The organism is Streptomyces sp. HUAS 15-9, assembly GCF_025642155.1.
Taxonomy (GTDB): domain Bacteria; phylum Actinomycetota; class Actinomycetes; order Streptomycetales; family Streptomycetaceae; genus Streptomyces.
In genome coordinates this window covers 7359709-7380753 of the sequence record NZ_CP106798.1, presented here as the reverse complement: position 1 = coordinate 7380753, position 21045 = coordinate 7359709, and the positions used below count along the sequence as shown (strand labels likewise).

General features: G+C 70.3%; 21 protein-coding genes and 2 pseudogenes. 7 read left to right on the top strand and 16 right to left on the bottom strand.

The genetic code is table 11. From position 1 onward, the window contains the following. Positions 1-2: 2 nt before the first annotated feature. The 6 genes from N8I87_RS33740 to N8I87_RS33715 form a co-directional block, all read right to left on the bottom strand. Positions 3-842 carry a polysaccharide lyase gene (locus N8I87_RS33740; protein WP_263214488.1) on the bottom strand — a complete coding sequence of 280 codons (840 nt, stop codon included), beginning with the start codon at positions 840-842 and terminating at the stop codon, positions 3-5. 4 nt (positions 843-846) lie between these two features. Then, the gene (locus N8I87_RS33735; RefSeq protein WP_263214485.1) at positions 847-1887 is read right to left on the bottom strand and encodes a glycoside hydrolase family 88/105 protein; all 1041 of its coding nucleotides are present in this window, start codon (positions 1885-1887) and stop codon (positions 847-849) included. Between the two features lie 139 nt (positions 1888-2026). Continuing rightward, positions 2027-3109: a pyrroloquinoline quinone biosynthesis protein PqqE gene (gene pqqE / locus N8I87_RS33730; protein WP_263214483.1), complete on the bottom strand. Its 1083-nt coding sequence runs from the start codon at positions 3107-3109 to the stop codon at positions 2027-2029. Next, positions 3106-3360 (bottom strand): pyrroloquinoline quinone biosynthesis peptide chaperone PqqD, encoded by a 255-nt coding sequence (gene pqqD / locus N8I87_RS33725; RefSeq protein ID WP_263214481.1) that lies wholly within the window; start codon positions 3358-3360, stop codon positions 3106-3108. Before pqqD ends, pqqE begins: the two co-directional genes overlap by 4 nt. Further along, the gene (pqqC, locus tag N8I87_RS33720; protein ID WP_263214480.1) at positions 3357-4094 is read right to left on the bottom strand and encodes a pyrroloquinoline-quinone synthase PqqC; all 738 of its coding nucleotides are present in this window, start codon (positions 4092-4094) and stop codon (positions 3357-3359) included. The genes pqqD and pqqC overlap by 4 nt, the downstream gene beginning before the upstream one ends. A 23-nt stretch (positions 4095-4117) precedes the next feature. Beyond that, entirely contained in the window at positions 4118-4258 is a 141-nt protein-coding gene (locus N8I87_RS33715; protein ID WP_263214478.1) for a pyrroloquinoline quinone precursor peptide PqqA, read from the bottom strand. Positions 4259-4564: 306 nt separating this feature from the next. Between N8I87_RS33715 and N8I87_RS33710 the strand changes: the two genes are divergently transcribed. Further along, a complete protein-coding gene (locus N8I87_RS33710; RefSeq protein ID WP_317633513.1) occupies positions 4565-5401 on the top strand; it encodes an aldo/keto reductase in 837 nt (278 codons plus the stop codon). Between the two features lie 102 nt (positions 5402-5503). Here the strand turns inward: N8I87_RS33710 and N8I87_RS33705 are convergent, their stop codons facing one another. Beyond that, positions 5504-6115, bottom strand: a complete 612-nt coding sequence (locus N8I87_RS33705) for a hypothetical protein (RefSeq protein WP_263214476.1) — start codon at positions 6113-6115, stop codon at positions 5504-5506. 204 nt (positions 6116-6319) lie between these two features. Here N8I87_RS33705 and N8I87_RS33700 point away from each other — a divergent pair, with 204 nt between their 5' ends. Next, the gene (locus N8I87_RS33700; RefSeq protein WP_263214474.1) at positions 6320-7015 is read left to right on the top strand and encodes a glycoside hydrolase family 75 protein; all 696 of its coding nucleotides are present in this window, start codon (positions 6320-6322) and stop codon (positions 7013-7015) included. Positions 7016-7075: 60 nt separating this feature from the next. On the opposite strand, the pseudogene N8I87_RS33695 reads toward N8I87_RS33700, so the two are convergent. The 3 genes and pseudogenes from N8I87_RS33695 to N8I87_RS33685 all read right to left on the bottom strand — a co-directional run bounded on the left by N8I87_RS33695 (position 7076) and on the right by N8I87_RS33685 (position 9180). Next, positions 7076-7812, bottom strand: a pseudogene (locus N8I87_RS33695) (SDR family oxidoreductase). A gap of 58 nt (positions 7813-7870) precedes the next feature. After that, on the bottom strand, positions 7871-8212 hold the full coding sequence (locus N8I87_RS33690) for a hypothetical protein (protein ID WP_263214473.1): 342 nt from the start codon (positions 8210-8212) through the stop codon (positions 7871-7873). Between the two features lie 80 nt (positions 8213-8292). Beyond that, positions 8293-9180 carry a class I SAM-dependent methyltransferase gene (locus tag N8I87_RS33685; protein ID WP_263214471.1) on the bottom strand — a complete coding sequence of 296 codons (888 nt, stop codon included), beginning with the start codon at positions 9178-9180 and terminating at the stop codon, positions 8293-8295. Between the two features lie 124 nt (positions 9181-9304). Here N8I87_RS33685 and N8I87_RS33680 point away from each other — a divergent pair, with 124 nt between their 5' ends. After that, a complete protein-coding gene (locus tag N8I87_RS33680) occupies positions 9305-10075 on the top strand; it encodes a phytanoyl-CoA dioxygenase family protein (RefSeq protein WP_263214468.1) in 771 nt (256 codons plus the stop codon). A 24-nt stretch (positions 10076-10099) separates the two neighbouring features. On the opposite strand, the gene N8I87_RS33675 is transcribed toward N8I87_RS33680, so the two are convergent. Together N8I87_RS33675 and N8I87_RS33670 are read right to left on the bottom strand one after the other, a co-directional pair. After that, entirely contained in the window at positions 10100-11821 is a 1722-nt protein-coding gene (locus N8I87_RS33675) for a glycoside hydrolase family 6 protein (protein ID WP_263214466.1), read from the bottom strand. A 26-nt stretch (positions 11822-11847) separates the two neighbouring features. After that, the gene (locus N8I87_RS33670) at positions 11848-13320 is read right to left on the bottom strand and encodes a cellulase family glycosylhydrolase (protein ID WP_263214464.1); all 1473 of its coding nucleotides are present in this window, start codon (positions 13318-13320) and stop codon (positions 11848-11850) included. Between the two features lie 259 nt (positions 13321-13579). Between N8I87_RS33670 and N8I87_RS33665 the strand changes: the two genes are divergently transcribed. Next, complete coding sequence (locus N8I87_RS33665; RefSeq protein WP_263214461.1) at positions 13580-16504, top strand: glycoside hydrolase family 48 protein; 2925 nt, start codon at positions 13580-13582, stop codon at positions 16502-16504. Positions 16505-16587: 83 nt separating this feature from the next. After that, positions 16588-16767, top strand: a pseudogene (locus N8I87_RS33660) (hypothetical protein); the annotation flags it as partial. Between the two features lie 120 nt (positions 16768-16887). Here the strand turns inward: N8I87_RS33660 and N8I87_RS33655 are convergent. Then, on the bottom strand, positions 16888-17856 hold the full coding sequence (locus N8I87_RS33655; RefSeq protein WP_263214458.1) for a helix-turn-helix transcriptional regulator: 969 nt from the start codon (positions 17854-17856) through the stop codon (positions 16888-16890). 40 nt (positions 17857-17896) lie between these two features. On the opposite strand from N8I87_RS33655, the gene N8I87_RS33650 reads away from it, so the two are divergent. Continuing rightward, positions 17897-18376, top strand: a complete 480-nt coding sequence (locus N8I87_RS33650; RefSeq protein ID WP_263214456.1) for a hypothetical protein — start codon at positions 17897-17899, stop codon at positions 18374-18376. Beyond that, positions 18373-18840, top strand: a complete 468-nt coding sequence (locus tag N8I87_RS33645) for a hypothetical protein (RefSeq protein ID WP_263214453.1) — start codon at positions 18373-18375, stop codon at positions 18838-18840. The genes N8I87_RS33650 and N8I87_RS33645 overlap by 4 nt, the downstream gene beginning before the upstream one ends. Here the strand turns inward: N8I87_RS33645 and N8I87_RS33640 are convergent. The 3 genes from N8I87_RS33640 to N8I87_RS33630 are packed head-to-tail and all read right to left on the bottom strand — an operon-like array spanning position 18809 to position 21024. Next, a complete protein-coding gene (locus tag N8I87_RS33640; RefSeq protein WP_263214452.1) occupies positions 18809-19567 on the bottom strand; it encodes a class I SAM-dependent methyltransferase in 759 nt (252 codons plus the stop codon). The two genes, N8I87_RS33645 and N8I87_RS33640, sit on opposite strands and share 32 nt — an antisense overlap. Before the next feature lie 5 nt (positions 19568-19572). Continuing rightward, entirely contained in the window at positions 19573-19878 is a 306-nt protein-coding gene (locus tag N8I87_RS33635) for a 4a-hydroxytetrahydrobiopterin dehydratase (protein ID WP_263214450.1), read from the bottom strand. A 57-nt stretch (positions 19879-19935) separates the two neighbouring features. Next, complete coding sequence (locus N8I87_RS33630) at positions 19936-21024, bottom strand: ADP-ribosylglycohydrolase family protein (protein ID WP_263214448.1); 1089 nt, start codon at positions 21022-21024, stop codon at positions 19936-19938. Between the last annotated feature and the right edge of the window lie 21 nt (positions 21025-21045).

Sequence of the window (21045 nt, the reverse complement as noted above, 5' to 3'; positions counted from 1 at the left end):
CCTCAGAGGAGTTGGTAGCCGCGGAGATCGGTGAGGAGCAGGTAGGTGTCCTGCAGGGAGCCGGAGGTGTCGCCGAGGGAGCGGTAGATGCCCCACTTCGGGCGGACGCGGTCGGCGAGGAAGGTGTCGACGCCGGTCCTGGCCTTGTCGACGACGGTCGTGGAGCCGCTCTTGAGGATCCAGCGGACCGAGCCGGCCGAGCCGTTGCCGACCTTGATCTGGAAGTCGACGTCGGTCCATTTGTCGTGCAGCGGCGCGAGATCGGTGCGGCCGACCAGGATGTCGTCGATGGCCAGCCTGAGTTCGATGGTCTGCACCCCTCCCCCAAGCTCTCGGCTTCGCTCGAGCAGGGAGGTGCCCCCATCCCGGCGCAGGGACTGTACGACGATCGGCGAGGTGCCGTTGCCGGGCTGCTTCATCTGCATGATGTGGGTGAAGGTGGTGGTCGCCTTCAGCGAGCTCGGGATGTACATCGAGTAGGTGATCCGCCAGGTCTGGCCCTGGGTCCACTTCAGATAGCCACTGCCGCTTGTGCGCAGGCCGGTGACCTCCTGACGCTGGCGGTCGGTCGAGGTGTCGCGGTCGACCTTGTGCATGGTGAAGCGCCAGTTGTCGCCGGTGGGGTGGATGTGCGGGTGCCCGGCGGGGTGGGAATCCGCGCGGTCGTCCTCGACGGTCTCGAAGGCGCCGAGGCCGTCGCGGCTCGCCGAGGGCGACCACTTCAGCTGCCAGGACGCGGCCGAGGCGCGTGAGGCGGGCAGGCCGACCGCGGCTGTCGCGGCGCCGCCGAGTGCGGCACCGAGCACCGCCCTTCTGGCCGTGCCCCATCTAGACGTGCTCATGACACTAATCTCCTCGCAGCTGCTCGTTCATGATCAGAAAGGCCCCTAGGCCGTGGAAGTCATTCGTGGCCCGGGTGCGCGCGATGTAGTACGCGTAGTCGCCGACGTTCGTGCCGATGGAGATGTCGGCCAGGCTGGTTCGGCCGTCCGTGCCGACCGAGACCTTCGCCAGCACGCCCTCGTAGCCACGCCGGGCCACGGCCGTGAAGTGCCGGTCCAGATAGCCCTGTTGGGCGCCCCGGAACAGCGCGTAGGTGAACATGCTGGAGCAGGACGTCTCGGTCCAGTTGTCGGCGCGGCCACCCTTGTCGACGACCTGGAACCAGCGTCCGGTCGCCGGGTCCTGGTACTTCTCGAGACCGGCCGCGAGCCGCCGGAAGATGTCGAGGAGCTGGGGCCGTCGCGGATGGCCGCCCGGGATCGCGTCGAGCACATCGACGATCGCCATCGAGTACCAGCCGATCGCCCGGCACCAGTGCTCGGGTGCGAGCCCGGTGTGCGGATCGGCCCAGCTCGCGGTCCTCGACTCGTCGTAGGCGTGCTTCAACAGCCCGTTCGCCACCTGGAGATGACCGCCGTAGACGGCGAGCTGCTCGGCCGCCTCGTCGTTCGTGTACGCACGGTCGCCGAACTCCCTGCCGTACTCGACGAGGAACGGGTTCACCATGTAGACACCGTCGGCCCAGAGTTGATGGGCTCGGCTGCTGTTGTCGGCGTGCCAGAAACCGCCGTCGGCGGTGCGCGGGTAGGTGGCCAGGCGGTCGCGGATCTTCTTGGCCGCCTTGCGGTAGCGGTCCTGGCCCGTCTCGTGGTGCAGGATCACCAGCAGCCGGCCGGCCTGCATGCTGTCCAGGTTGTTGAATGACTGGCCGATGGAGCCGTCGCTCTTCACGAAGCGGTCGACATAGCTCTTGATGTAGGTGAGGTAGCGCGCGTCGTGGGTGCGCCGGTAGGTGAGGTACTGGCCGTAGAGGTAGAGGCCCACCGGGTACGACCAGCCGCCGATGGTGGCCGGTGTGTAGCGGTCCATGGTGGAGTCGACCACGGCCGTGGACCAGTCGGTGGCGGCGGCCGGCCGGCGCGGGGCGGGGGCGGCGACGGCCGGGGGACGGCGGCGGGCAGCGCGGCCAGGCCACCCGTGGTCAGCGCGAGTGCCGTCAGCGCCGCACGCAGACGTCGGCGTCTCATGGTCCTCCTTCGCGGTAGGCGTACGCGAGGTCTCGGTCTGCGTCGGCGAGACGCACGAGGTCGCGTACGAGGTGGTGGTCGGGGGCGTGCCGGCAGGCGGGGTCGGTGCGGGCGGCGTCGCCGGTGAGGGCGTACGCCTGACAGCGGCAGCCGCCGTGGTCGGTGGTGCGCAAAGCGCAGGTCCGGCAGGGCTCCCGCATCCAGGACTCGCCACGGAACGCGTTGAAGGCCGTCGACCGCCGCCAGATCCAGTCGAGCGGGCGGTCCTTCACATTCGGCGGATCGAGGCCCGGGAGGGCGGCCGCGGCGGGACAGGGCAGGGTCGTGCCGTCGGGGGCGACGGTGAGCGAGACCCTGCCCCAGCCTCCCATGCAGGGCTTGGCCGTGGCGTCCACGAGGTCGGGTGCGACCCACACCAACTCGGGTCCGTCACGGAGCCGTTGACGCCAGTCGGCCACCGTGTCGTGGGCCCGCCGGGTCTGCTCGGGGGTGGGCAGCAGGGCGGTCCGGTTGCGCAGCGCCCAGCCGTGGAACTGGGTGTTGGCGAGCTCGATCCGGTCCACGCCCCAGGCCACGCCGAGAGCGATCAGGTCGTCGAGGGCGTCGAGATTGCCGTGGTGCAGGACGACGTTGACCCCGAAGGGGACTCCGGCCGCGCGGATGAGCCGCGCGGCCCGCTCCTTGGCCACGAACGAGCGGGCGCCCGCGATGCGTTCGGAGGCCGCCGGGTCCGCGTGCTGGACGGAGAGCTGGACGCTGCGCAGTCCGGCGTCCACGAGGGCCGCCAGCCGCCGCTCGCCCAGACCGAGCCCGCTGGTGACGAGCTGCGTGTACAGACCGGCGGTGTCGGCGGCGGCGACGATGTCCGGCAGGTCGCGCCTCAACAGCGGTTCACCGCCCGACAGATGGGTCTGTACGACGCCCAGCGCGGCCGCCTGCCGGAACACTCCCATCCACTGCTGCGCGGTCAGCTCTTCTGACCGACCGACCAGTTCGACGGGGTTGGAGCAGTAGCCGCAGCGCAGCGGGCAGCCATGGGTGAGCTCCGCGAGCAGGGCCCACGGGGGATCCGGGGTCATGTCAGCCAGCCCTCCTTCCGCAACGCGGCGAGAAAGTAGGGGACTTCGGCGGCGACCGGCGCCCCCGGGTATCCCGCGCGCAGTTCGGCGACGATCTCGCGCACCTCCCGGCTGCCGTCGCACAGCCGCAGCACACCGCCCGCCCGGCCGTGCAGCACGACCACGCGTTCGGGCAGCAACAGGAGATCGGTGCAGCGCACCCGGTCGTGGCGCAGCACCACGCCCCGGGACAGGACGGGACGCCAGGTCATGGCCCGCCCCCGGCAACGCTGTCGCCCCGGTCGACGGAGTCCAGCAGCTCCCACAGCACGTCGCACTTGAAGACCAGCGCGGCCACGGCCCGTTCCTGCTGCTCACGGGTGCGGGCCCAGGCGTGGACGAGGGCGAGGGCCTCCTCACCGTCGCGGGCGCCCTGGCCGACACGGGTGCGGAAGTAGGCGAGGCCGGACGGGTCGATCCACGGGTAGTGGCGTTCGAAGGCGGCGATGCGGATGCGCATCAGGTCGGGTGCGGACAGCTCCGTCAGAGAGGCTGCGACGGCCTCCAGCGCGGGACGCCGGCGGCAGAAGGAGACGTACCGCTCGACCGCGTGGCGCACCCCGGGCAGCACCTGGGAGGTGTCCCACAGTTCGTCCCGGGTGAGGCCGGCCGCCTCGCCGAGCCGCAGCCAGCGTTCGATGCCGCCCTCGCCCTCGGCCGTGCCGTCGTGGTCACGGATGCGGCGCAGCCAGGCGCGGCGCAGCGCGGGACGGTCGAGTTTGGCCAGGACGAGGGCGTCCTTGACGGGGATGTGCCGTTGGTAGTGGAAGCGGTTGGCGATCCAGCGGCGCAGTTCACCGGGGGTGAGTTCACCGCGGTGCATCCGCAGGTTGAAGGGGTGGCGGTCGTGGTAGCGCTCGGCGGTGACGGCGCACAGCCGCCGGGTGAACTCGGCGGCCGGCCACGGGGGCGCGGTGCCGTCGGCGCGTACGGGTGTCGCGGTCATGGTGCGGTTCGCCGTGTCTCGGGTCAGCGGTCGCCGAGGGCGTAGGCGGTCACTTCGAGTGCGGTTTCCACAACGGTGTAGCCGGGGCTCTGCCAGCCGTTTTCATCCGATGTCTCCTGAACGGTTTGTTCCGCCTGGCGAGCCTCGGGCAGGGTCTCATTCATGTGTACGCACCTGCTTTCCTGAGAGTGGGGGGTCTCATTTGCGCAGACAGGCACCAATGGCGTCGGTTGTTCACATGTGTGCACCCAGTTCATCGACGCGTTCGGTGGCGGGATTCAGAGTCCCGGGATGACGGGCCGCGGTCAATGGTCCGGACCGATAACGTCGGATGCATTTCCGGCCATTCTCCGTCTCCGGAACTGACTCACCGGTCAGTTCCGATGGATTCCGCGGTCAGGAATGCATCCTGGCTCGTGATCGTTGACGATAGTGGTACGACCTGTCGACAAGCGAAGGATCAAGAGCTCGTGAGCAGCAAGGTCCCCCCGATCATCCTCAACAACGGCGTCGAGATGCCCCAGCTGGGCTTCGGCGTCTGGCAGGTGCCGGACGACGAGGCCGAGCGTGCCGTCGCCACGGCACTCGAGGCCGGGTACCGCAGCATCGACACCGCGGCGATCTACGGCAACGAAGAGGGCACCGGCAAGGCGATCGCCGCGTCCGGCCTGCCCCGCGAGGACGTCTTCGTCACCACCAAGCTCTGGAACAGCGACCAGGGGTACGACGCCACGCTGCGCGCCTTCGACGTGTCCCTGGACAAGCTGGGCCTGGACTACCTCGACCTGTACCTGATCCACTGGCCGCTGCCGTCCCGGGGCACGTACATCGAGACCTACAAGGCCTTCGAGAAGCTCCTCGCCGAGGGCCGGGTCCGTGCCATCGGCCTGTCCAACTTCCTTCCGGAGCACCTGGAACGCCTGCTGGCCGAGACGTCGGTCATCCCTGCGGTCAACCAGATCGAACTCCACCCGCATCTGCAGCAGCACGCGGCCCGCGCGTTCCACGCGGAGCAGGGCATCCACACCGAGGCGTGGTCCCCGCTCGGCCAGGGCAAGGGGCTGCTGGAGGTGCCGGCGATCGTCGCCATCGCCCAGAAGCACAACCGCACCCCGGCCCAGATCGTGCTGCGCTGGCACCTCCAGCTGGGCAACATAGTGATCCCCAAGTCCGTGACGCCGTCCCGGATCAAGGAGAACATCGACGTCTTCGACTTCAGCCTGGACGCCGAGGACCTCGCGGCGATCAGCGCGCTGAACGAGGACCGGCGACTGGGTCCGGACCCGGCCACGTTCGAGATGGGCTGAGGCCCGCCTCCGTACGTGCGTGTGCCCCGCCGGACGACCTCCCGCCCGGCGGGGCACACGTGTGACGGGGCGAGGCGCCGGTCAACGGCCCGGCACAGGACCTCAGTCGGGGTGCACGTCCGCGTGGACGACCTCGAACTCCTCAAGACCGGTCACGGTGACATGCGCCTTGGCGGTCCCCTCGTGCCGGGCCATCGCCTGGGCCGAGCGGGAAGCGGCCATGGACCCGTGGTCGACGAACAGGATGTGGACCATGCCGCTTCCGCGGTCCCGGTCCACGAACAGGGAGGCCCTGGCCAGCCCGTGCAGGGTCTCCAGCCGGGGCAGCACACTGGCCCGGAACGTATCGGCGACCAGGTCCGTGTCCGCGGGCTCGAACTCCAGCCTGGTGATGCGCAGTCCGCCGGCCGTCCTCGGCATCTGCTGCGCGTGGTAGACCGCCACCTCGTAGTTGTCGACCGCCACGGTTCCCGCGAACGGTTCCAGGAGGGCGCCGCGCCGCTCGCGCATCACCTCGTCGCTGTTGTGCCTGGCCTCCTCGGAGGACCACCAGCTCGTCGAGAAGAGCTTGCCCAGCTCCCGGTCCACGAAGACGCCTGCGCCGCGGTAGCCCGGACGTTCTTCGAGCAGGTCCCGGCCCTCGGTGTTCAGGGCTCTGATGGCCGTATCGATCTTCGTGGGATCGCCGGTCACATAGACGGTCCGTACGAACATGGCGCCTCGCCTCCCAGAAACCGTGTGCATATCGGGCGCGAAATTCCGGAGTGGCCGATATCGCCAGTGTTCTCTGGCGGGCAGATCACCGCAAACGGCACACGGAACACCCGTTCGCGCCGCAGGGCTTGACGGGGCCACGTAAAGAGCGCCAAGTTGTACGGACCCGGTAAGGAAAGTTTCCTAACAGAAGGGTCCCCCACAGTGCGCGTTCGAACACTGACCCTCGCCGCGGCCTCCGGGGCCGCACTGCTCGCCGCCGGCGTACTCCCCGCAAGCGCCTCCGGCTCCACCACCCCGAGGTCCACCCAGGAGGGCTCGGTCAGCGCGGCCGATCTGCTCGCCAAGGTGAAGTCCTGTTCGCAGATATCCAACGGCAAGTACAAGACCGACGACGAGACCTCGGCCACCGTCCCCGTGTGCGGCAAGAACGGCGCGGTGTTCTGGAAGGCCGACATGGACATCGACTGCGACGGCCAGCGCACCACCAACTGCAACGAGGACCGCGACCCCTGGTACCAGGACGACACGGCCTTCCACCAGTCCAACGGCAAGCCCCTGAAGGCCGAGTCGCTGCCCTACGTCGTCGTGCCCAGCTCCAGCGGCATCTGGAACTACTCCAGCGCCGGCATCAAGGGCGGCGGAGTGGTCGCCGTCATCTACAACAACAAGGTCGAGTACGCGGTCGTCGGCGACACCGGCCCCACGAAGATCATCGGCGAGGCCTCGTACGCCACCGCCAAGGCGCTCGGCATCGACCCCGACCCGGCGACCGGCGGCGTGGACTCCGGCGTGACGTACATCCTGTTCAAGAACTCCAAGGTCTCCCCCATCGAGAGCCACAGCGCGGCGGTGACTCTCGGCGACCAGCTGGCGAAACAGTTCCTCCAGAACAACTGAGCCGGGAGGGGAGAAGGGCCCGGTACCGCGCCTGGGGCGGCACCGGGCCCTGTGCGTACGTCAGTTGGGCTGCCCGACCGGCCGGACGACCACGGTGTCGACGTCGACACCGGCCGGCTGCCGGACGGCCCAGACGACCGTGTCGGCGATCTGGTCGGCGGTGAGGAGGTGGCCGGGCGGAAGGCTGCCCAGACCGTGCCAGAACGGGGTCTCCACCCGGCCGGGGGCGACCAGGGTCACGCCCACGCCCCACTCGGTGACCTGGCGCCGGGTGTTCTCGGCGAGGCCGGTGACCGCCCACTTCGTGGCGCCGTAGAGATTGCCGGGCGTGTTGACGAACCCGGCGACACTGCCGACGAGCACGATCCTGCCCCGGGTCTCCTTCAGGGCGTCGACGGAGGCGCGGATGAGAAGGGCCGGGCCCAGCACCTTGGTCAGCACCATGTCCGTCCACCCGGCGGGATCGCCCTCCGCGACCGAGTCGTGCGTGGCGGAACCCGCGTTGGCGACGACCGTGTCGAGCCGCCCGAACTCCTCCAGCGTGCCGGCGACGGCCGCCTGTACGTCGCCGTACTCGGCCGCGTTCCCGACGATCGTCAGCAGCCCGTCCGGCTTGCCGAGCCCCTCTCTGAACGCGCGCAGCCGCGGCTCGCCCCGCCCGGTGACGGCGACCCGGTACCCGGCGTCCAGCAACTGCCGGGCAACGGCGGCACCGATGCCTCCCCCACTCTCGGCTTCGCTCGAGCGGGGGGACCCCCATCGCCACCGGTGATGAGCGCGACCGGAGAGTCGGTCATGGTTACCCCCTGTGGTTCGGTGAACCAGGGGAGTTCACCATTTGGAGCGCACTCGAAGTCAAGCGACGCAAGTACAGCGGTACGGTACCGAGGGCAGTTGGCGACGCCACTCCGCCTCCGTGGCACGGCCGTTCGCGCGCGAGCGCACCTCGGTGACGGCACGGTCCGTCACCAACGAGCCCACCCGTTCCGGCAGATGGGGGGCGAGATGCAACTCGGCGCCGTCCGGACCGAATCCGACCGCGAGGACCGGACCGTCCCCGGCCGGGAGGATCGCGGGCCCGAGGCGCGGCTGCGCCGTCTCCCACAGGGTGAGGCGGCCGCGGTAGTCGGCTACGGCAAGACGGCGGCCGTCGGGGCTCGTGACACCCGCAGTGGCGGCAGGTGCTTGCCTCGACAAGTGCGGCCCCTGAACGGTGCGGGGTGCTCGGGTGAGTGTGTACGCGCGGCCGGGGCGGTGCTGGGCCGCCGCCCGACGGGCTATACGGGACGTACGGCCGTGTGCACCGTGTACGCGGACAGTACGAACACGTCCGGCCGTCGGTGCACGCTCGCCGGGTCGGACGGGTCGAGGAGGCGGTTCAGCGTGGCGTGGTCCTCGGTGTCCAGGGCGTCGGCGGCGGCCTCGCGGACCCGGGAGAGGGTCGCGGCGATGTAGGCGCGGGCCCGGTCCGAGGCGGGGGCGGGCAGGTCGAGCAGGAAGCTGCGGGTGCGGGTGTGCTTCAGGCCCGCGGCCGCCAGCAGAGCGGGCCAGTCCTCGGTCACGGCGACGGCGCCGGGCAGGTCGGCCCGCATCCGTGCGAACCACTCCTCCTCGACCACGTCGAGCCGCGCCTGCAGCCCCGGCCGCCCGACGCCGATGTCCCGGGGCAGGAACCGGGACGGCAGACCACCCTCCAGCAGGGCCAGGGTGCCGCCGGGGGCCAGCCGGGCCGCGAAGGCCGCGAGCCCGGCCCGCTGATCGCCGAGGTGGTGCAGGCTGCGGCTGGCCCACAGCAGGTCGGCCGGGTAGTCCAACTCCTCCAGCACACCGGGGAGTTCACCGGCCAGGGTGCCGAAGCGGTCCCCGACGCCCTGGCGGGCGGCACGGTCGCGGGCCCGCTCCAGCAGTGGCTCGGTGGCGTCCACGGCCATCACCCGGGCGCCCGGGAACGCCTCGGCGAACAGACACGACACGACACCGGGCCCGCTGCCCGCGTCCACGATCAGCCCCGGCTCGGTCACCTCCTTCGCCAGCCAGGCCATGGCCCGCTCGTAGACGGGGGCGAGCAGCTCCGCCTGCGCCTCCAGGTGAGGGGCCATGGCCGCCCAGTCGATGTCGGTGTCCGCGTGGTCATGGCCGTGGCCGTGCTGGTGGTGGTGCGCCATGGTGGTCAGCCTCTCGTCCGGGTGGGGCCAGCTTGCGCCGACGCACCGGGCCGGGGCCAGCTCTGTTGCCGGAGCGGCAAAAATTCGGGTGCGTACGGCAACACCGGTCGCCGAGGATGGCCCGATGGGCGACGAGATGGTGCAGCGGTTCATCGAGGACGGGTTCGTGAAGATCGAGGGCGCCGTCCCGAAGCGCGTCACCGAGCACTGCGCGCGGCTGCTCTGGCGGGAGACGGGGTACGACCCGGACGACCCCGGCACCTGGAAGGACCCGGTGGTGTGGGTGGGCGGGATGGCCCAGGGACCGTTCGCGGCCGCCGCCAACTCCGCCGTACTGCATGAGGCGTTCGACCTGCTGGTCGGTGAGCGGCGCTGGGCCCCGCGCTATTCGCTGGGGAGCTTCCCGTTGCGCTTTCCGCACGCGGAGGAGCCGGACGACGCGGGCTGGCACATCGAGGGCAGCTATCTCCCGGAGGGTGCCGACCAGTGGCACACCAACCTGCTGTCCAGGGAGCGTGCGCTGCTGATGCTGTTCCTGTTCAGCGAGGTGACCGAGGCGGACGCCCCGACCCGGATCAGGGTCGGCTCGCACCTCGACGTGCCGCCGGTCCTGGAGCCGTACGGCGCGGCCGGCGCCTCGTTCCTGGAGCTCGGACCGCAGGTGGCCGCCGCCTCCGCACACCGCCCGCTCGCGTACGCCACCGGCAGTCCCGGCGATGTCTACCTCTGCCATCCCTTCCTGGTGCACGCCGCTCAGCCGCACCACGGGACCCGGCCCCGCTTCATGGCTCAGCCGCCGCTGCACCTGGAGTCGCCGCTGGAGCTGGACCGGGCGGACGGCGACCACTCGCCCGTGGAACTCGCGATCCGCCGGGGTCTGTCCCCGCAGGGCTGACCCCGGCGGATCACCGTCACCGCGTCACGGCAGCGGCGGGTAGGCGTTCTGCATCAGCTGCTGGAACTGGGCGGAGAACCAGTGCCCGGACAGCGGCGCGTTCGGCAGGGCGCCCGACATGTTGTTGCCGTTGCGGGCGTTGCCCGTGTACGTCGGGTCGCACATCCGGTCGAAGCCCTTGCCCTCATCGTTGGCGATGGCGGTGCTGGAGCCGTCGGACTCACCCGGCGGCTTCATCCACACATAGGCGTCGATCCCGGTCGCCGGGGCGGCCTGCGGGCGCTCGCCGAGCCCGGCTCCGGACTGGTTGCACCAGTTGCCGACGTGGATACGGCGGTCGTAGCGGCCGCCGTCGACGTACGTGTCCACGCTGGTCTGCGGGCCGGGGCCGGCCGGGCGCGCGGTGCCGCCCCAGCCGTTGCGGGAGGTGTCGATCAGCATGCCGATGCCCGAGTTGAAGCCGACCGAGACCAACTGGTTGCGGAAGGCCTGCGCGAAGGACTGCTCGTCGACGTAGCGGTTCCAGTCGACCCACTTCGACTGGCGGACGGAGGTGCCGTTCACCGTGTCGTTGACGGTGAAGTTGTTCTCCTTCAGGGCGCTGTAGTTGGCGGTGTTGGTGATGAACCCGGCCACGTCGTCGACGGTCGCGCCCTCGCTGGTGGCCGCCTGCTTGAACAGGGTGGCCGCGGGGCCGAAGTTGTCGTCCCAGCCGAGCCAGCCGTGGTGCCCGGCGTCGAGGTAGTTGTAGACGTTGGGGATCGCGCCGAGCTTGGCGAGGGCGTAGCCGACGCCCTTCACATAGTTGCCGTTGGCGAGCATGGTGTCGCACGCGGGCGTGGCGGTGGCGCGGCTGCCGGTGTTGGTGACGAGGTTGGGCAGCGAGTCGATCTCGATGGTGGTGACGATCCTGAGCGAGGCGTACTTGCTGTCGGAGAGGATCGCCGCGATCGGGTCGATGAACTGCGTCTTGTACTTGTCGATCTCGGTCGCGCCCAGCTCGCCGTTGGACGCCAGGGCCGCGCAGTCGCGTCCCGGCAGGTCGTAGACGACCAGTTGGACGACCTCTTCGTTGCTGCCCTTCTGGGCGAGGGCCGCGTCGAGGTGGGCGCGCAGGCCCATGCTGCCGTTCACTCCGTTGATGGCGGCGATGCGGTCGAGCCAGACGCCGGTGGGCTGGTTGGAGACGCGGCTGCCGCCGGGCTCCGCGGCGGCCTTCGCGGACCACTCCGGGTTCACGTACACCTTGGCACCGGCGTACGGGTTGTCGACCCGGCTGCCGGTACCGCCACCGCCGCCGCCCCCTCCGCCTCCGCCGCTGCCCCCGTCGTCGACGTTGCAGGTGACGCCGTCGAGCGTGAAGGCGGTCGGGATGGCGTTGCCGCCGCTGTAGGAGGCGTTGAAGCCGAAGCTGACCGAACCGCCGGTCGCCAGCGTGCCGTTGTAGGTCTCATTGTCGGCGGTGACGGCGCTGCCGCTCTGGGTGAGCTTCGTGTTCCAGTAGTTGGTGACCTTCTGGTTGCCGGAGTACGCCCACTTCACCGACCAACCGCTCTTGGCGGCGCCGTTGTTGGTGACGGTGACGGCGGCGGTGAAGCCGGTGTCCCACTGGTTCTGCACCTTGTAGTCGACGGTGCACGGGACGGCGGACGCGGCGGCGTTCGCCGGTGCGGTGGTGAGGGCCGTTCCCGAGGCCCCGGCGACGAGCGCCAGGGCGGCGAGTACCGCTGTTCTGGTACGACTCATGAGTGGGGCTCCTTCTTCGGTGGGGGCTACGGGTTGATGGCGCGCAGGTGGTCGCGCAGGCCGATGCCGTACGCGGTGGGGGTTCCGTCGAAGCCGGTGATCAGGGAAGGGCCGGAGGAGCAGTCCCAGGTGTTCCAGGTCCAGCCGAGGTAGGACAGGTTCCGGTCGTCGAACCACTTCATGACCCGGTCGACGAACGCGTGCGAGCAGGTGTTCTCACCGACCTCCCCGGCGACCAGCGGGACTTGGGCCGCGACCGGGGCGAGGGTGGAGTTCCAGCAGCTCTCGTTCGCGCAGGTGTTGAAGTTGTAGACGTGGTAGGCGGCGACGAGATTGCCGGCCGGGTCGGTGGGCCGGTACGTCAGCCACTGGCTCAGGTCGTTGGAGTACGCGAGCCCGCCCGCCATGATGACGTTCTTGGCGCCGGTGCCGCGTACGGCGTCGACGAGGTCTTGCATGCCGGCGACCTCGTAGGAGATGCCGGGGCAGTTGCCGCCGTCCTTCCAGCACTGCCAGGCCTGGGTGGTGGTGGAGGTCGCCCGGTCCGGGTACGGCTCGTTGAACAGGTCGAACACGGCGGCCGGGTCACTCTTGAAGGTGCTGGCCACCGAGGACCAGAACGACGGGCTGTACTGCATGTCGGGCATCGGCTTCTGGCAGCTGGCGTGCACGTCGGAGCAGCCCGCGGAGTTGCCGGTGTACTGGCCGTAGGACCAGTGGAGTTCGAGGACCGGTGTCATGCCGTGCGCCTCGACCCGGGCCACCAGGTCCTTGACGGCGTTGATGTAGTTGGCGCCGGCGTACTCGGGCTTGATGTTGGAAAGGCCCAGCCAGCACTCCTCGTTGAGCGGGATGCGTACGGCGTTTGCCTTCCAGTCGGCGATCGCCTTGATCGCCGCGTCGTCCACGGGACCGTCCCAGATGCCATAGCCCTGGACGCACATGAACTCACCGCCGGAGCGGTTCACACCGAGCAGCCGGCGGGTCTTGCCGTCGGCGTCGACGAGCTTGTTGCCCAAGACGTGCAGGGCGGGTGCGTTGCCGTTGCCCGGTGGCGGCTCGGTAGGGGTGGGCGAGGGCTCCGCATCCGCGTTGCACGTCGTCCCGTTGAGCTTGAACGCGGTCGGTACGGCGTTGCTGCCCGACCAGGAGCCGAGGAACCCGGCGCTGACACTCGCGCCGGTGCCGAGCGAGCCGTTCCAGCTCTCGTTGGCGGTGGTCACGGTGGTGCCGGACTGGGACCACTTGGCGCTCCAGCCCTGGGTGACCTTCTGGCCGTTCGCGAAGTCGAAGGTGAGGCTCCAACCACTCAGCGCGGCCGTGTTGTTGGTGATCTTCACGGCACCCTGGAAGCCGGTGTCCCACTGGCCGGTGACGGAGTACTCGACCGTGCAGGCGGGCGTGGCCCCGGACGCCGAGACCACCGGCGCCAGTGCGGTCCCGACGAGGGCGACCGCACCGGCGACGGCTAAAAGTAGTGAACGCGGGGGGTGTCGCATGAGCGACTCCTTGCAGCTCGGACGCGTGCCGGACGCGTCGACTGAACGGAATCGCTCCCACTGGTGCGAAGGAAGGTAGCGCCAAGTGACGAAGATGGACAGGGGAGTCGGCTGACATTTCCTCAACGGAGTCGTCGAATCTTTTCGACTCTTCAAGCATCTTGACCGCTCTCACCCCTGTCCCCACTATGGGAGCGCTCCCACTGGTTCAAGCCTTGACTACTCCCCACGTTTCGTCAGCACAAGGAGGAACCAGCACATGCATCCCGGACATTCCGGACGTAGGCGCAGAGCCGTACGGCGGTTATGGACCGCCGTCGTCGCCGCGCTCGCCCTTCCCCTGTCGATGCTCGCCACGGGGACGACTCCCGCACAGGCGGCGACGGTTCAGTGCAGCGTCGACTACAGGACCAATGACTGGGGCTCCGGTTTCACCGCCGACCTCACCCTCACCAACCGCGGCACGGACCCGATCGACGGCTGGACGCTGACGTACGGCTACGCGGGCAATCAGAAGCTCGTGAACGGCTGGAACGGCAGTTGGTCGCAGTCCGGCCAGTCGATCACCGTGCGGAACGCCTCGTACAACGGCACGATCGCCACGGGCGCCGCCGTCTCGACCGGCGCGCAGTTCAGCTACAGCGGCACCAACACGGCCCCGGCCGCCTTCGCGGTCAACGGCACGGCCTGCACGGGCGCGCACCAGCCGCCGGTCACCGTGCTGACCAGTCCCGCCGCGGGCGCCGTCTACACACAGGGCGAGGCCGTACCGCTCGCGGCGACGGCAGCCGCGGCCGACAACGCCACGGTGAGCAAGGTCGAGTTCTACGACGACACCACACTGCTCGGGACGGACACGAGCGCCCCGTACACGCTCTCCGTGTCAAGTTTGACCGTGGGCAGTCATTCCCTGGTGGCGAAGGCGTACGACAGCCTGGGTGCCTCCGGCACCTCCACTCCCGTCGGCATCACGGTCGCCTCGGGCCCCGCCCTGGTGGCCTCGCCCGCCCAACTGGGCGTCCAGCAGGGGAAGACCGGCACCTTCTCGGTGAAGCTGTCGACGCAGCCGAGCGCCGATGTGACGGTGGGCGTGGCCCGTACGGACGGCAACACCGGGCTGTCGGTCACCGGCGGTTCGTCGCTCACCTTCACACCGTCCAACTGGAACACCGCCCAGACGGTGACCATCGCGGCCGACTCCTCCGGCACGGGCGCGGCGACCTTCACCGCCTCGGCCACCGGCCACACCAAGGCGACGGTCACGGTGACGGAGCTCGCGGGGTCGAAGGCGTACGACGCCCGCTTCCTGGACCTCTACGGGAAGATCACCAACCCGGCGAACGGCTACTTCTCCCCCGAGGGCATCCCCTACCACTCGGTCGAGACGCTGATCGTCGAGGCCCCGGACCATGGACATGAGACCACGTCGGAGGCGTACAGCTACCTTCTCTGGCTGCAGGCCATGTACGGCAGGGTCACGGGTGACTGGTCCAAGTTCAACGGCGCCTGGGATCTGATGGAGAAGTACATCATCCCGACCCATGCCGACCAGCCGACCAACTCCTTCTACAACGCCTCGAAGCCGGCGACGTACGCACCCGAGCTGGACACGCCCGACGAGTACCCGGCGAAGCTGGACACCTCGGTGTCGGTCGGTTCGGATCCGATCGCCGGTGAGCTGAAGTCGGCGTACGGCACGGACGACGTCTACGGCATGCACTGGCTGCAGGACGTGGACAACGTCTACGGCTACGGCAACGAACCCGGCAAGTGCGAGGCGGGCCCGACGGCCACCGGACCCTCCTACATCAACACCTTCCAGCGCGGCCCGCAGGAGTCCGTCTGGGAGACGGTCCCGCAGCCGACCTGTGACGCCTTCAAGTACGGCGGCAGCAACGGCTATCTGGACCTGTTCACCGGCGACTCCTCCTACGCCAAGCAGTGGAAGTACACGGACGCCCCGGACGCGGACGCTCGCGCGGTGCAGGCCGCGTACTGGGCGGACGTATGGGCGAAGGCGCAGGGCAAGGGCGGGGACGTGTCGGTCACCGTCGGCAAGGCCGCGAAGATGGGCGACTATCTGCGGTACGCGATGTACGACAAGTACTTCAAGAAGATCGGAAACTGTGTCGGTCCCTCCACCTGCGCGGCGGGCACCGGCAAGAACTCCTCCGACTATCTGCTGTCCTGGTACTACGCCTGGGGCGGCGCCACCGACAGCAGCGCGGGCTGGGCCTGGCGCATCGGCTCCAGCCATGTCCACGGCGGCTACCAGAACCCCCTGGCCGCCTACGCGCTCAGCTCGTACGCCGATCTGAAGCCCAAGTCGGCGACGGGCGCGGCGGACTGGTCGACCTCGCTGGGCCGGCAACTGGAGTTCTACCGCTGGCTCCAGTCGTCCGAGGGCGCCATCGCGGGCGGCGCGACCAACAGCTGGCAGGGCCGGTACGCCACCCCGCCGTCCGGTACGCCCACCTTCTACGGCATGTACTACGACTGGCAGCCCGTCTACCACGACCCGCCGTCCAACCAGTGGTTCGGCTTCCAGGCGTGGTCGATGGAGCGGGTCGCCGAGTACTACCAGCAGACGGGGAACGCCACGGCCAAGGCCGTCCTCGACAAGTGGGTCAAGTGGGCGCTGTCCAGGACCACGATCAACCCCGACGGCACCTACCTCATCCCCTCCACCCTCCAGTGGTCCGGTCAGCCAGACACCTGGAACGCGTCAAGTCCCGGCTCCAACACCGGACTTCACGTCACCGTCGCCGACTACACGAACGATGTCGGCGTGGCCGCCGCGTACGCCAAGACCCTGACGTACTACGCCGCCAAGTCCGGTGACGCGACCGCGAGGTCGACGGCCAAGGCACTCCTCGACGGCATGTGGAACAACTACCAGGACGGCCTGGGCATCGCCCTCCCGGAGACCCGCGCCGACTACGACCGCTTCGACGACGGCGTGTACGTCCCGAGCGGCTGGAGCGGGAAGATGCCGAACGGCGACGCGATCAACTCCTCCTCGACGTTCTCCTCGATCCGGTCCTTCTACAAGAACGACCCGGCCTGGTCGAAGATCGAGAGCTATCTGGCAGGCGGCGCCGCACCGAGTTTCACCTACCACCGCTTCTGGGCCCAGGCGGACATCGCCCTGGCCATGGGCTCGTACGCGGAACTCCTCGAGTAGTTCGCCTGCCCCTTCGGGGCGCTTCTTCGGCGGTCCCCACCCGCACTGGGGACCGCCCTCCCTCCCAGGAGAGGACTCCTCCCGTGCGAAGAACCCGCATCCTCACGGCCGTGCCGGCGCTGGCCGCCGGCCTGCTCGCGGGCAGTCCGCCCGCCCTGGCCGCGAGCTCCCCGAAGGTCACGCTCGCGGCCGACACCTGCACCTGGAAGAACGCCCGTATCGACGGCGGCGGTTTCGTCCCCGGCATCGTGTTCAACCGGCGCCGACCAGGGCGGCCACCGCGGTGAGCGCGGAGAGGACGGCGCTGCCGCGTCTGCGGTGGGCGGGGGGATGCGGGTGCTTCACGTGACGTACCTCCTTGGGGAGGACGGACGGTTCCCGTCTCAGTCGCCGCCGCCCGCCGGTGAGTTGCCGTAGATTTCGGCCAGTTCGGTGACGGTCCGCGCGATGCGCTCGCGCAGCTCGGCGGGTGCGAGGACCTCGATGTCCGTGCCCAGGCGCAGGAACTCGGCGTGGGCGTGGTCGACGGACTCGATGGGGACGGTGGCCAGAGTCCAACCCCTCTCGTCCGTACGGCCGTTGTAGACCGCCGCCGCACCTGCCGATCCGGGCAGCCGGGCACCCGGGGCCAGTCGGACCCGTGCCTCTCCCCCGCGCAGCCGGTCGTGGAACTCCCGCTGGTACGCCGTCCAGTAGGCGGCCAGGTCGAAGTCCTCGGGACGGGTGAACTCCTCGCTGGAGACGGTCAGTTCGAGGATCTGGTCGACCCGGAAGGTACGCGGGCCCGGTCCGGCGACGACGTACCAGCGGCCTGCCTTCAGGACCAGTCCGTACGGGTCCAGGCGGCGCCGTACGTCGGTGGGTTCGCGCCAGCGGCGGTACAGGACGTCGAGGACGCGGCCGTTCCAGACGGCGTCGGCGACGGCGGCCAGGTGCGGGGTGTCGTCGGCGTCGGCGTACCAGCCGGGGGCGTCGAGGTGGAAGCGGCCGCTGATGCGGTCGGCGTGGGCGCGCAGTTCCGGTGGGAGCGCGGCCCGCACCTTCAGCTGGGCGGCGGCCAGCCCCGGGCCGAGGCCCAGGTCGGCGGCGGGGCCGGGGGCGCCCGCGAGGAAGAGGGCCTCGGCCTCGTCGGTGGTCAGACCGGTCAGGCGGGTGCGGTAGCCGTCGAGGAGGCGGTAGCCGCCGGCGTGGCCCGCGTCGCCGTACAGCGGAACGCCCGCCGCGCTCAGGGCCTCGACGTCCCGGTAGACCGTGCGGACGGAGACCTCCAGTTCCTCGGCGAGCTGGGCGGCGGTCATCCGGCCCCGGGTCTGCAGGAGCAGGAGGATCGAGACGAGTCGGCTGGACTTCACTGACACAGGATGTCAGTGAAGCGGGCCTAGCGTCCCGTGCATGGCCTTCAAGGAGAAACTGCTGACCGTGCTGCCACCGATCGAGGTGGCCGGCCGACATGTCAAGCGCTATCACGTCACCGCGGACCCGGCGGGCATCGCGCCCGAGGTGGAGAAGGCGGCGTACGCGATCCTGCCGCAGCTGCTGCCGGAGCCGGACGGCATGCCGCCCGCGACGTTCGTCGTGCTGCACCGGGGCGGGGACACCGGCGCCTATCTGAACGCGTACAGCTGGGTGTGGGACAACGTCCTGCACTTCCGGGGCGCCTCGGCGGGCCAGCCGGTGCTCGGCTGCCCCGACGAGGACCCGACGCGCTTCGTCCGGCCGGAGCTGCCCTGGATCGGCTGCGTGTGGGAGCTCCCGCCGATCCAGCACGAGCGGGACGCCTGGGTACGGCATCTGCTCGCGCCCGAAGTCCCGGATCTGAAGGCCTACTTGACCGACAGCCTGCCCCAAGGAACCACGGGAGACCGTTCATGAGCAGCCCGCACGACTTCGACTTCTTCCACGGCGAGTGGGAGATCACCAACCGCCGCCGCACCGACTTCCTGGACCCCGGCAGCGACTGGGAGGAGTTCGCCGCCACCAGCCACTGCCGGCCGCTGTTCGGCGGGGCCGCGAACATCGACGAGATCGACATGCCGCGCCTCGGGTACCGGGGCGCGACCCTGCGGCTCTTCGACCGGGAGACCGGCGACTGGTCGCTGAACTGGGCCTCCAGCCGCAGCGGGACGCTCTTCCCACCGGTCTTCGGCCGGTTCAGCGGCGACCGCGGCGAGTTCTACGGCGACGACACGCACGACGGGAAGGACGTACGGGTGCGGTTCGTCTGGTCGGGGGTCTCCCCCGCCGCGGCCCGCTGGGAGCAGGCGTTCTCGGTGGACGGCGGAGAGACCTGGGTGACCAACTGGATCATGGAGTTCGGCCGGCCTGCCGCTTCCTGAAGGACCGCACGTGGAAACGGGGGTCGGGGCGGGGCCGGTCCTGGTCCGGCAGGGCCGCCAGCGCCTCGGCGAGCCGCTCCGTCAGCGGGTCGTCGGGCGTCAGCAGGGTGAACCAGCCGCGCCGCAGATTGGCGATGGTGCCGCGGGGGCTGCGGCCCTGTCCCAGGCCGGGGAAGGACGCCCTCCCCTCGGGGAGGAGTCCGTGCTCCGCGGCGTGCGCGAGCACCGTGCCGGTCGCGTCGGGGGCGGGGCGGCGTGGCCGTGGGACCAGGACGGCGTCGATGTCGCTGCCCACGTCGTGCGCCTCGGCCTTGTCGACCGTGGTGACGTACACCCCGCCCGGCCTGAGCGCGCGGGAACACTCGGCGAGGATGGGGCCGACGTCGGCGGGATCGTCCATCAGGTGCAGCAGCCAGACGCTGATGATCGCGTCGAACGTCCCGTCGGGGAACGGGAGTCGGCGGCTGTCGGCCAGGACAACCGAGCCGGGCAGGCGGGCGGCGGCCATCCGTGCCATGCCGGGGGCGAGGTCGGCGCCCGTGACCGTCATTCCCGGCCGGGCCGCCGCCAGCCGCCGGGTCACGATGCCGGTGCCGCAGGCGAGGTCGAGGAGTCGGCGGGTGCCGTCGGGGATCAGGCCGAGGACGGCGTCGGCGGCCGCCTCGGCCCGTGGTTCGCCGCCGCGTGAGGCGTCGTAGGCGTCGGCTTCCTTGTCGTAATCCAGCACGTACCTCAGTGTGCCCCGTGACCTGGGGCGATGTCCTCCACTCGGCGGGCCAGTCCGAAGTCCTTGGCGGTGACGGCACCGCCGGCGCTGTGCGTGTTCACGGACAGGGTCACCGTGTTGTAGCCGAGGGTGAGGTCGGAGTGGTGGTCGAGCTCGTCCTGGATCCGGGCGATGTGCACGACCAGCGCCGCCGCGGCGAAGTGCGAGCCGAGCCGGTACGAACGGGTGATGCGGTCCCCGTCGAGCGACCAGCCCGGCAGCTCGGCGAGCCGGTCCTCGATCTCCTTCTGGGACAGCGGTTCGACGGGCATGGAACGGCTCCCTTCCTGGGGTCGCGTACCCGCTCAGACTGCCACAGACGACCCCGCTCAGCCCCCTGCGAACTCCGCCGCCAGGTCGTCCGCCAGCGCCGCGATCCGGGCCCGGCCCTCGACCCGTTCCACCCAGGCGTGGGGCAGGCCCACGTCGCCGTGGTGCGCGCCGAGCAGGTTGCCGCAGATCGAGCCGGTGGAGTCGCTGTCACCCGAGTGGTTGACGGCCAGTAGCAGGGCGTCCGGGACGCGGGGCTCCGCCAGGGCGCAGTAGACGCCGATGGCGAGGGCCTGCTCGGCGACCCAGCCCTCGCCCAATGACTCGACCTTCTCCGCCGTCGGCGCACGCCGCCCGGCAAGGTCGACGGCCTCACGCAGGGCGGCCGACGTCTCCTCGTGGCCGGGGTGGGTCTCCAACTCCCGCAGCGCGCGCAGTACCGAGCCCTCCAGGGAGTCCCCGGCGACGAGATGCGCCACGATCGCGGCGAGGGCGCCCGCCGCGTAGTAGCCGGTGGGGTGCCCATGGGTGATCTGGGCGCCGCGGGCCGCCATGGCGAAGGCGGCGTCGGCGAGGTTGACGAGGCCGAAGGGGGCCGAGCGCATGACCGCGCCGCAGCCCTTGGAGTCGGGGTTGACCTGCCCCGGCCTGCCGTCGAGCGTGAGCCACGGGTCGGGCGCGTACATCTGGGCGACCCCGGACAGACAGGCGTTGCCCGGGGCGCGGCGGGAGTACAGCCACGCCTCGGTGATCAGGCCCGTCGGCGCGGCGCCGTCCTCGGTGGGTGCGGCCTGGTCCGGGCCGGGCTTCGACTGGGTCTCCAGCCACCGCTCGTAGGCCTGGCGCAGCAGCAGGGACCAGGCGCCGCCGATGCCCTTGGTGCGTTCGCGTGCGTGGGCCCGGACGAGGGCCTCGGCGGTGAACAGGGTCATCTGGGTGTCGTCGCTGATCCGGCCCACCACGCCGTGCGCGCCGGGTACGAGACCGGTCACCCCGCGTTCGCCGTGGGCCGCGCGGATCCGGTCGAGGGAGGAGAACTCCACGGGATAGCCGAGGGCGTCACCGAGGGCGCCGCCCAGGAGGCAGCCGCGGACCCGGGCCCGGTACACCGCCATGGCCTCCCAGGACGGCTTCCAGGGATCGTTCATGCGCACACTCCTCGACTACGG

Excerpts from the sequence above, each read along its gene's own strand:
- N8I87_RS33740 (WP_263214488.1), bottom strand. The coding sequence starts at position 842 with ATGAGCACGTCTAGATGGGGCACGGCCAGAAGGGCGGTGCTCGGTGCC.
- pqqE (WP_263214483.1), bottom strand. The coding sequence starts at position 3,109 with ATGACCCCGGATCCCCCGTGGGCCCTGCTCGCGGAGCTCACCCATGGC.
- pqqD (WP_263214481.1), bottom strand. The coding sequence starts at position 3,360 with ATGACCTGGCGTCCCGTCCTGTCCCGGGGCGTGGTGCTGCGCCACGAC.
- pqqC (WP_263214480.1), bottom strand. The coding sequence starts at position 4,094 with ATGACCGCGACACCCGTACGCGCCGACGGCACCGCGCCCCCGTGGCCG.
- N8I87_RS33715 (WP_263214478.1), bottom strand. The coding sequence starts at position 4,258 with ATGAATGAGACCCTGCCCGAGGCTCGCCAGGCGGAACAAACCGTTCAG.
- N8I87_RS33705 (WP_263214476.1), bottom strand. The coding sequence starts at position 6,115 with ATGTTCGTACGGACCGTCTATGTGACCGGCGATCCCACGAAGATCGAT.
- N8I87_RS33685 (WP_263214471.1), bottom strand. The coding sequence starts at position 9,180 with ATGGCGCACCACCACCAGCACGGCCACGGCCATGACCACGCGGACACC.
- N8I87_RS33680 (WP_263214468.1), top strand. The coding sequence starts at position 9,305 with ATGGGCGACGAGATGGTGCAGCGGTTCATCGAGGACGGGTTCGTGAAG.
- N8I87_RS33675 (WP_263214466.1), bottom strand. The coding sequence starts at position 11,821 with ATGAGTCGTACCAGAACAGCGGTACTCGCCGCCCTGGCGCTCGTCGCC.
- N8I87_RS33670 (WP_263214464.1), bottom strand. The coding sequence starts at position 13,320 with ATGCGACACCCCCCGCGTTCACTACTTTTAGCCGTCGCCGGTGCGGTC.
- N8I87_RS33665 (WP_263214461.1), top strand. The coding sequence starts at position 13,580 with ATGCATCCCGGACATTCCGGACGTAGGCGCAGAGCCGTACGGCGGTTA.
- N8I87_RS33650 (WP_263214456.1), top strand. The coding sequence starts at position 17,897 with ATGGCCTTCAAGGAGAAACTGCTGACCGTGCTGCCACCGATCGAGGTG.
- N8I87_RS33645 (WP_263214453.1), top strand. The coding sequence starts at position 18,373 with ATGAGCAGCCCGCACGACTTCGACTTCTTCCACGGCGAGTGGGAGATC.
- N8I87_RS33635 (WP_263214450.1), bottom strand. The coding sequence starts at position 19,878 with ATGCCCGTCGAACCGCTGTCCCAGAAGGAGATCGAGGACCGGCTCGCC.
- N8I87_RS33630 (WP_263214448.1), bottom strand. The coding sequence starts at position 21,024 with ATGAACGATCCCTGGAAGCCGTCCTGGGAGGCCATGGCGGTGTACCGG.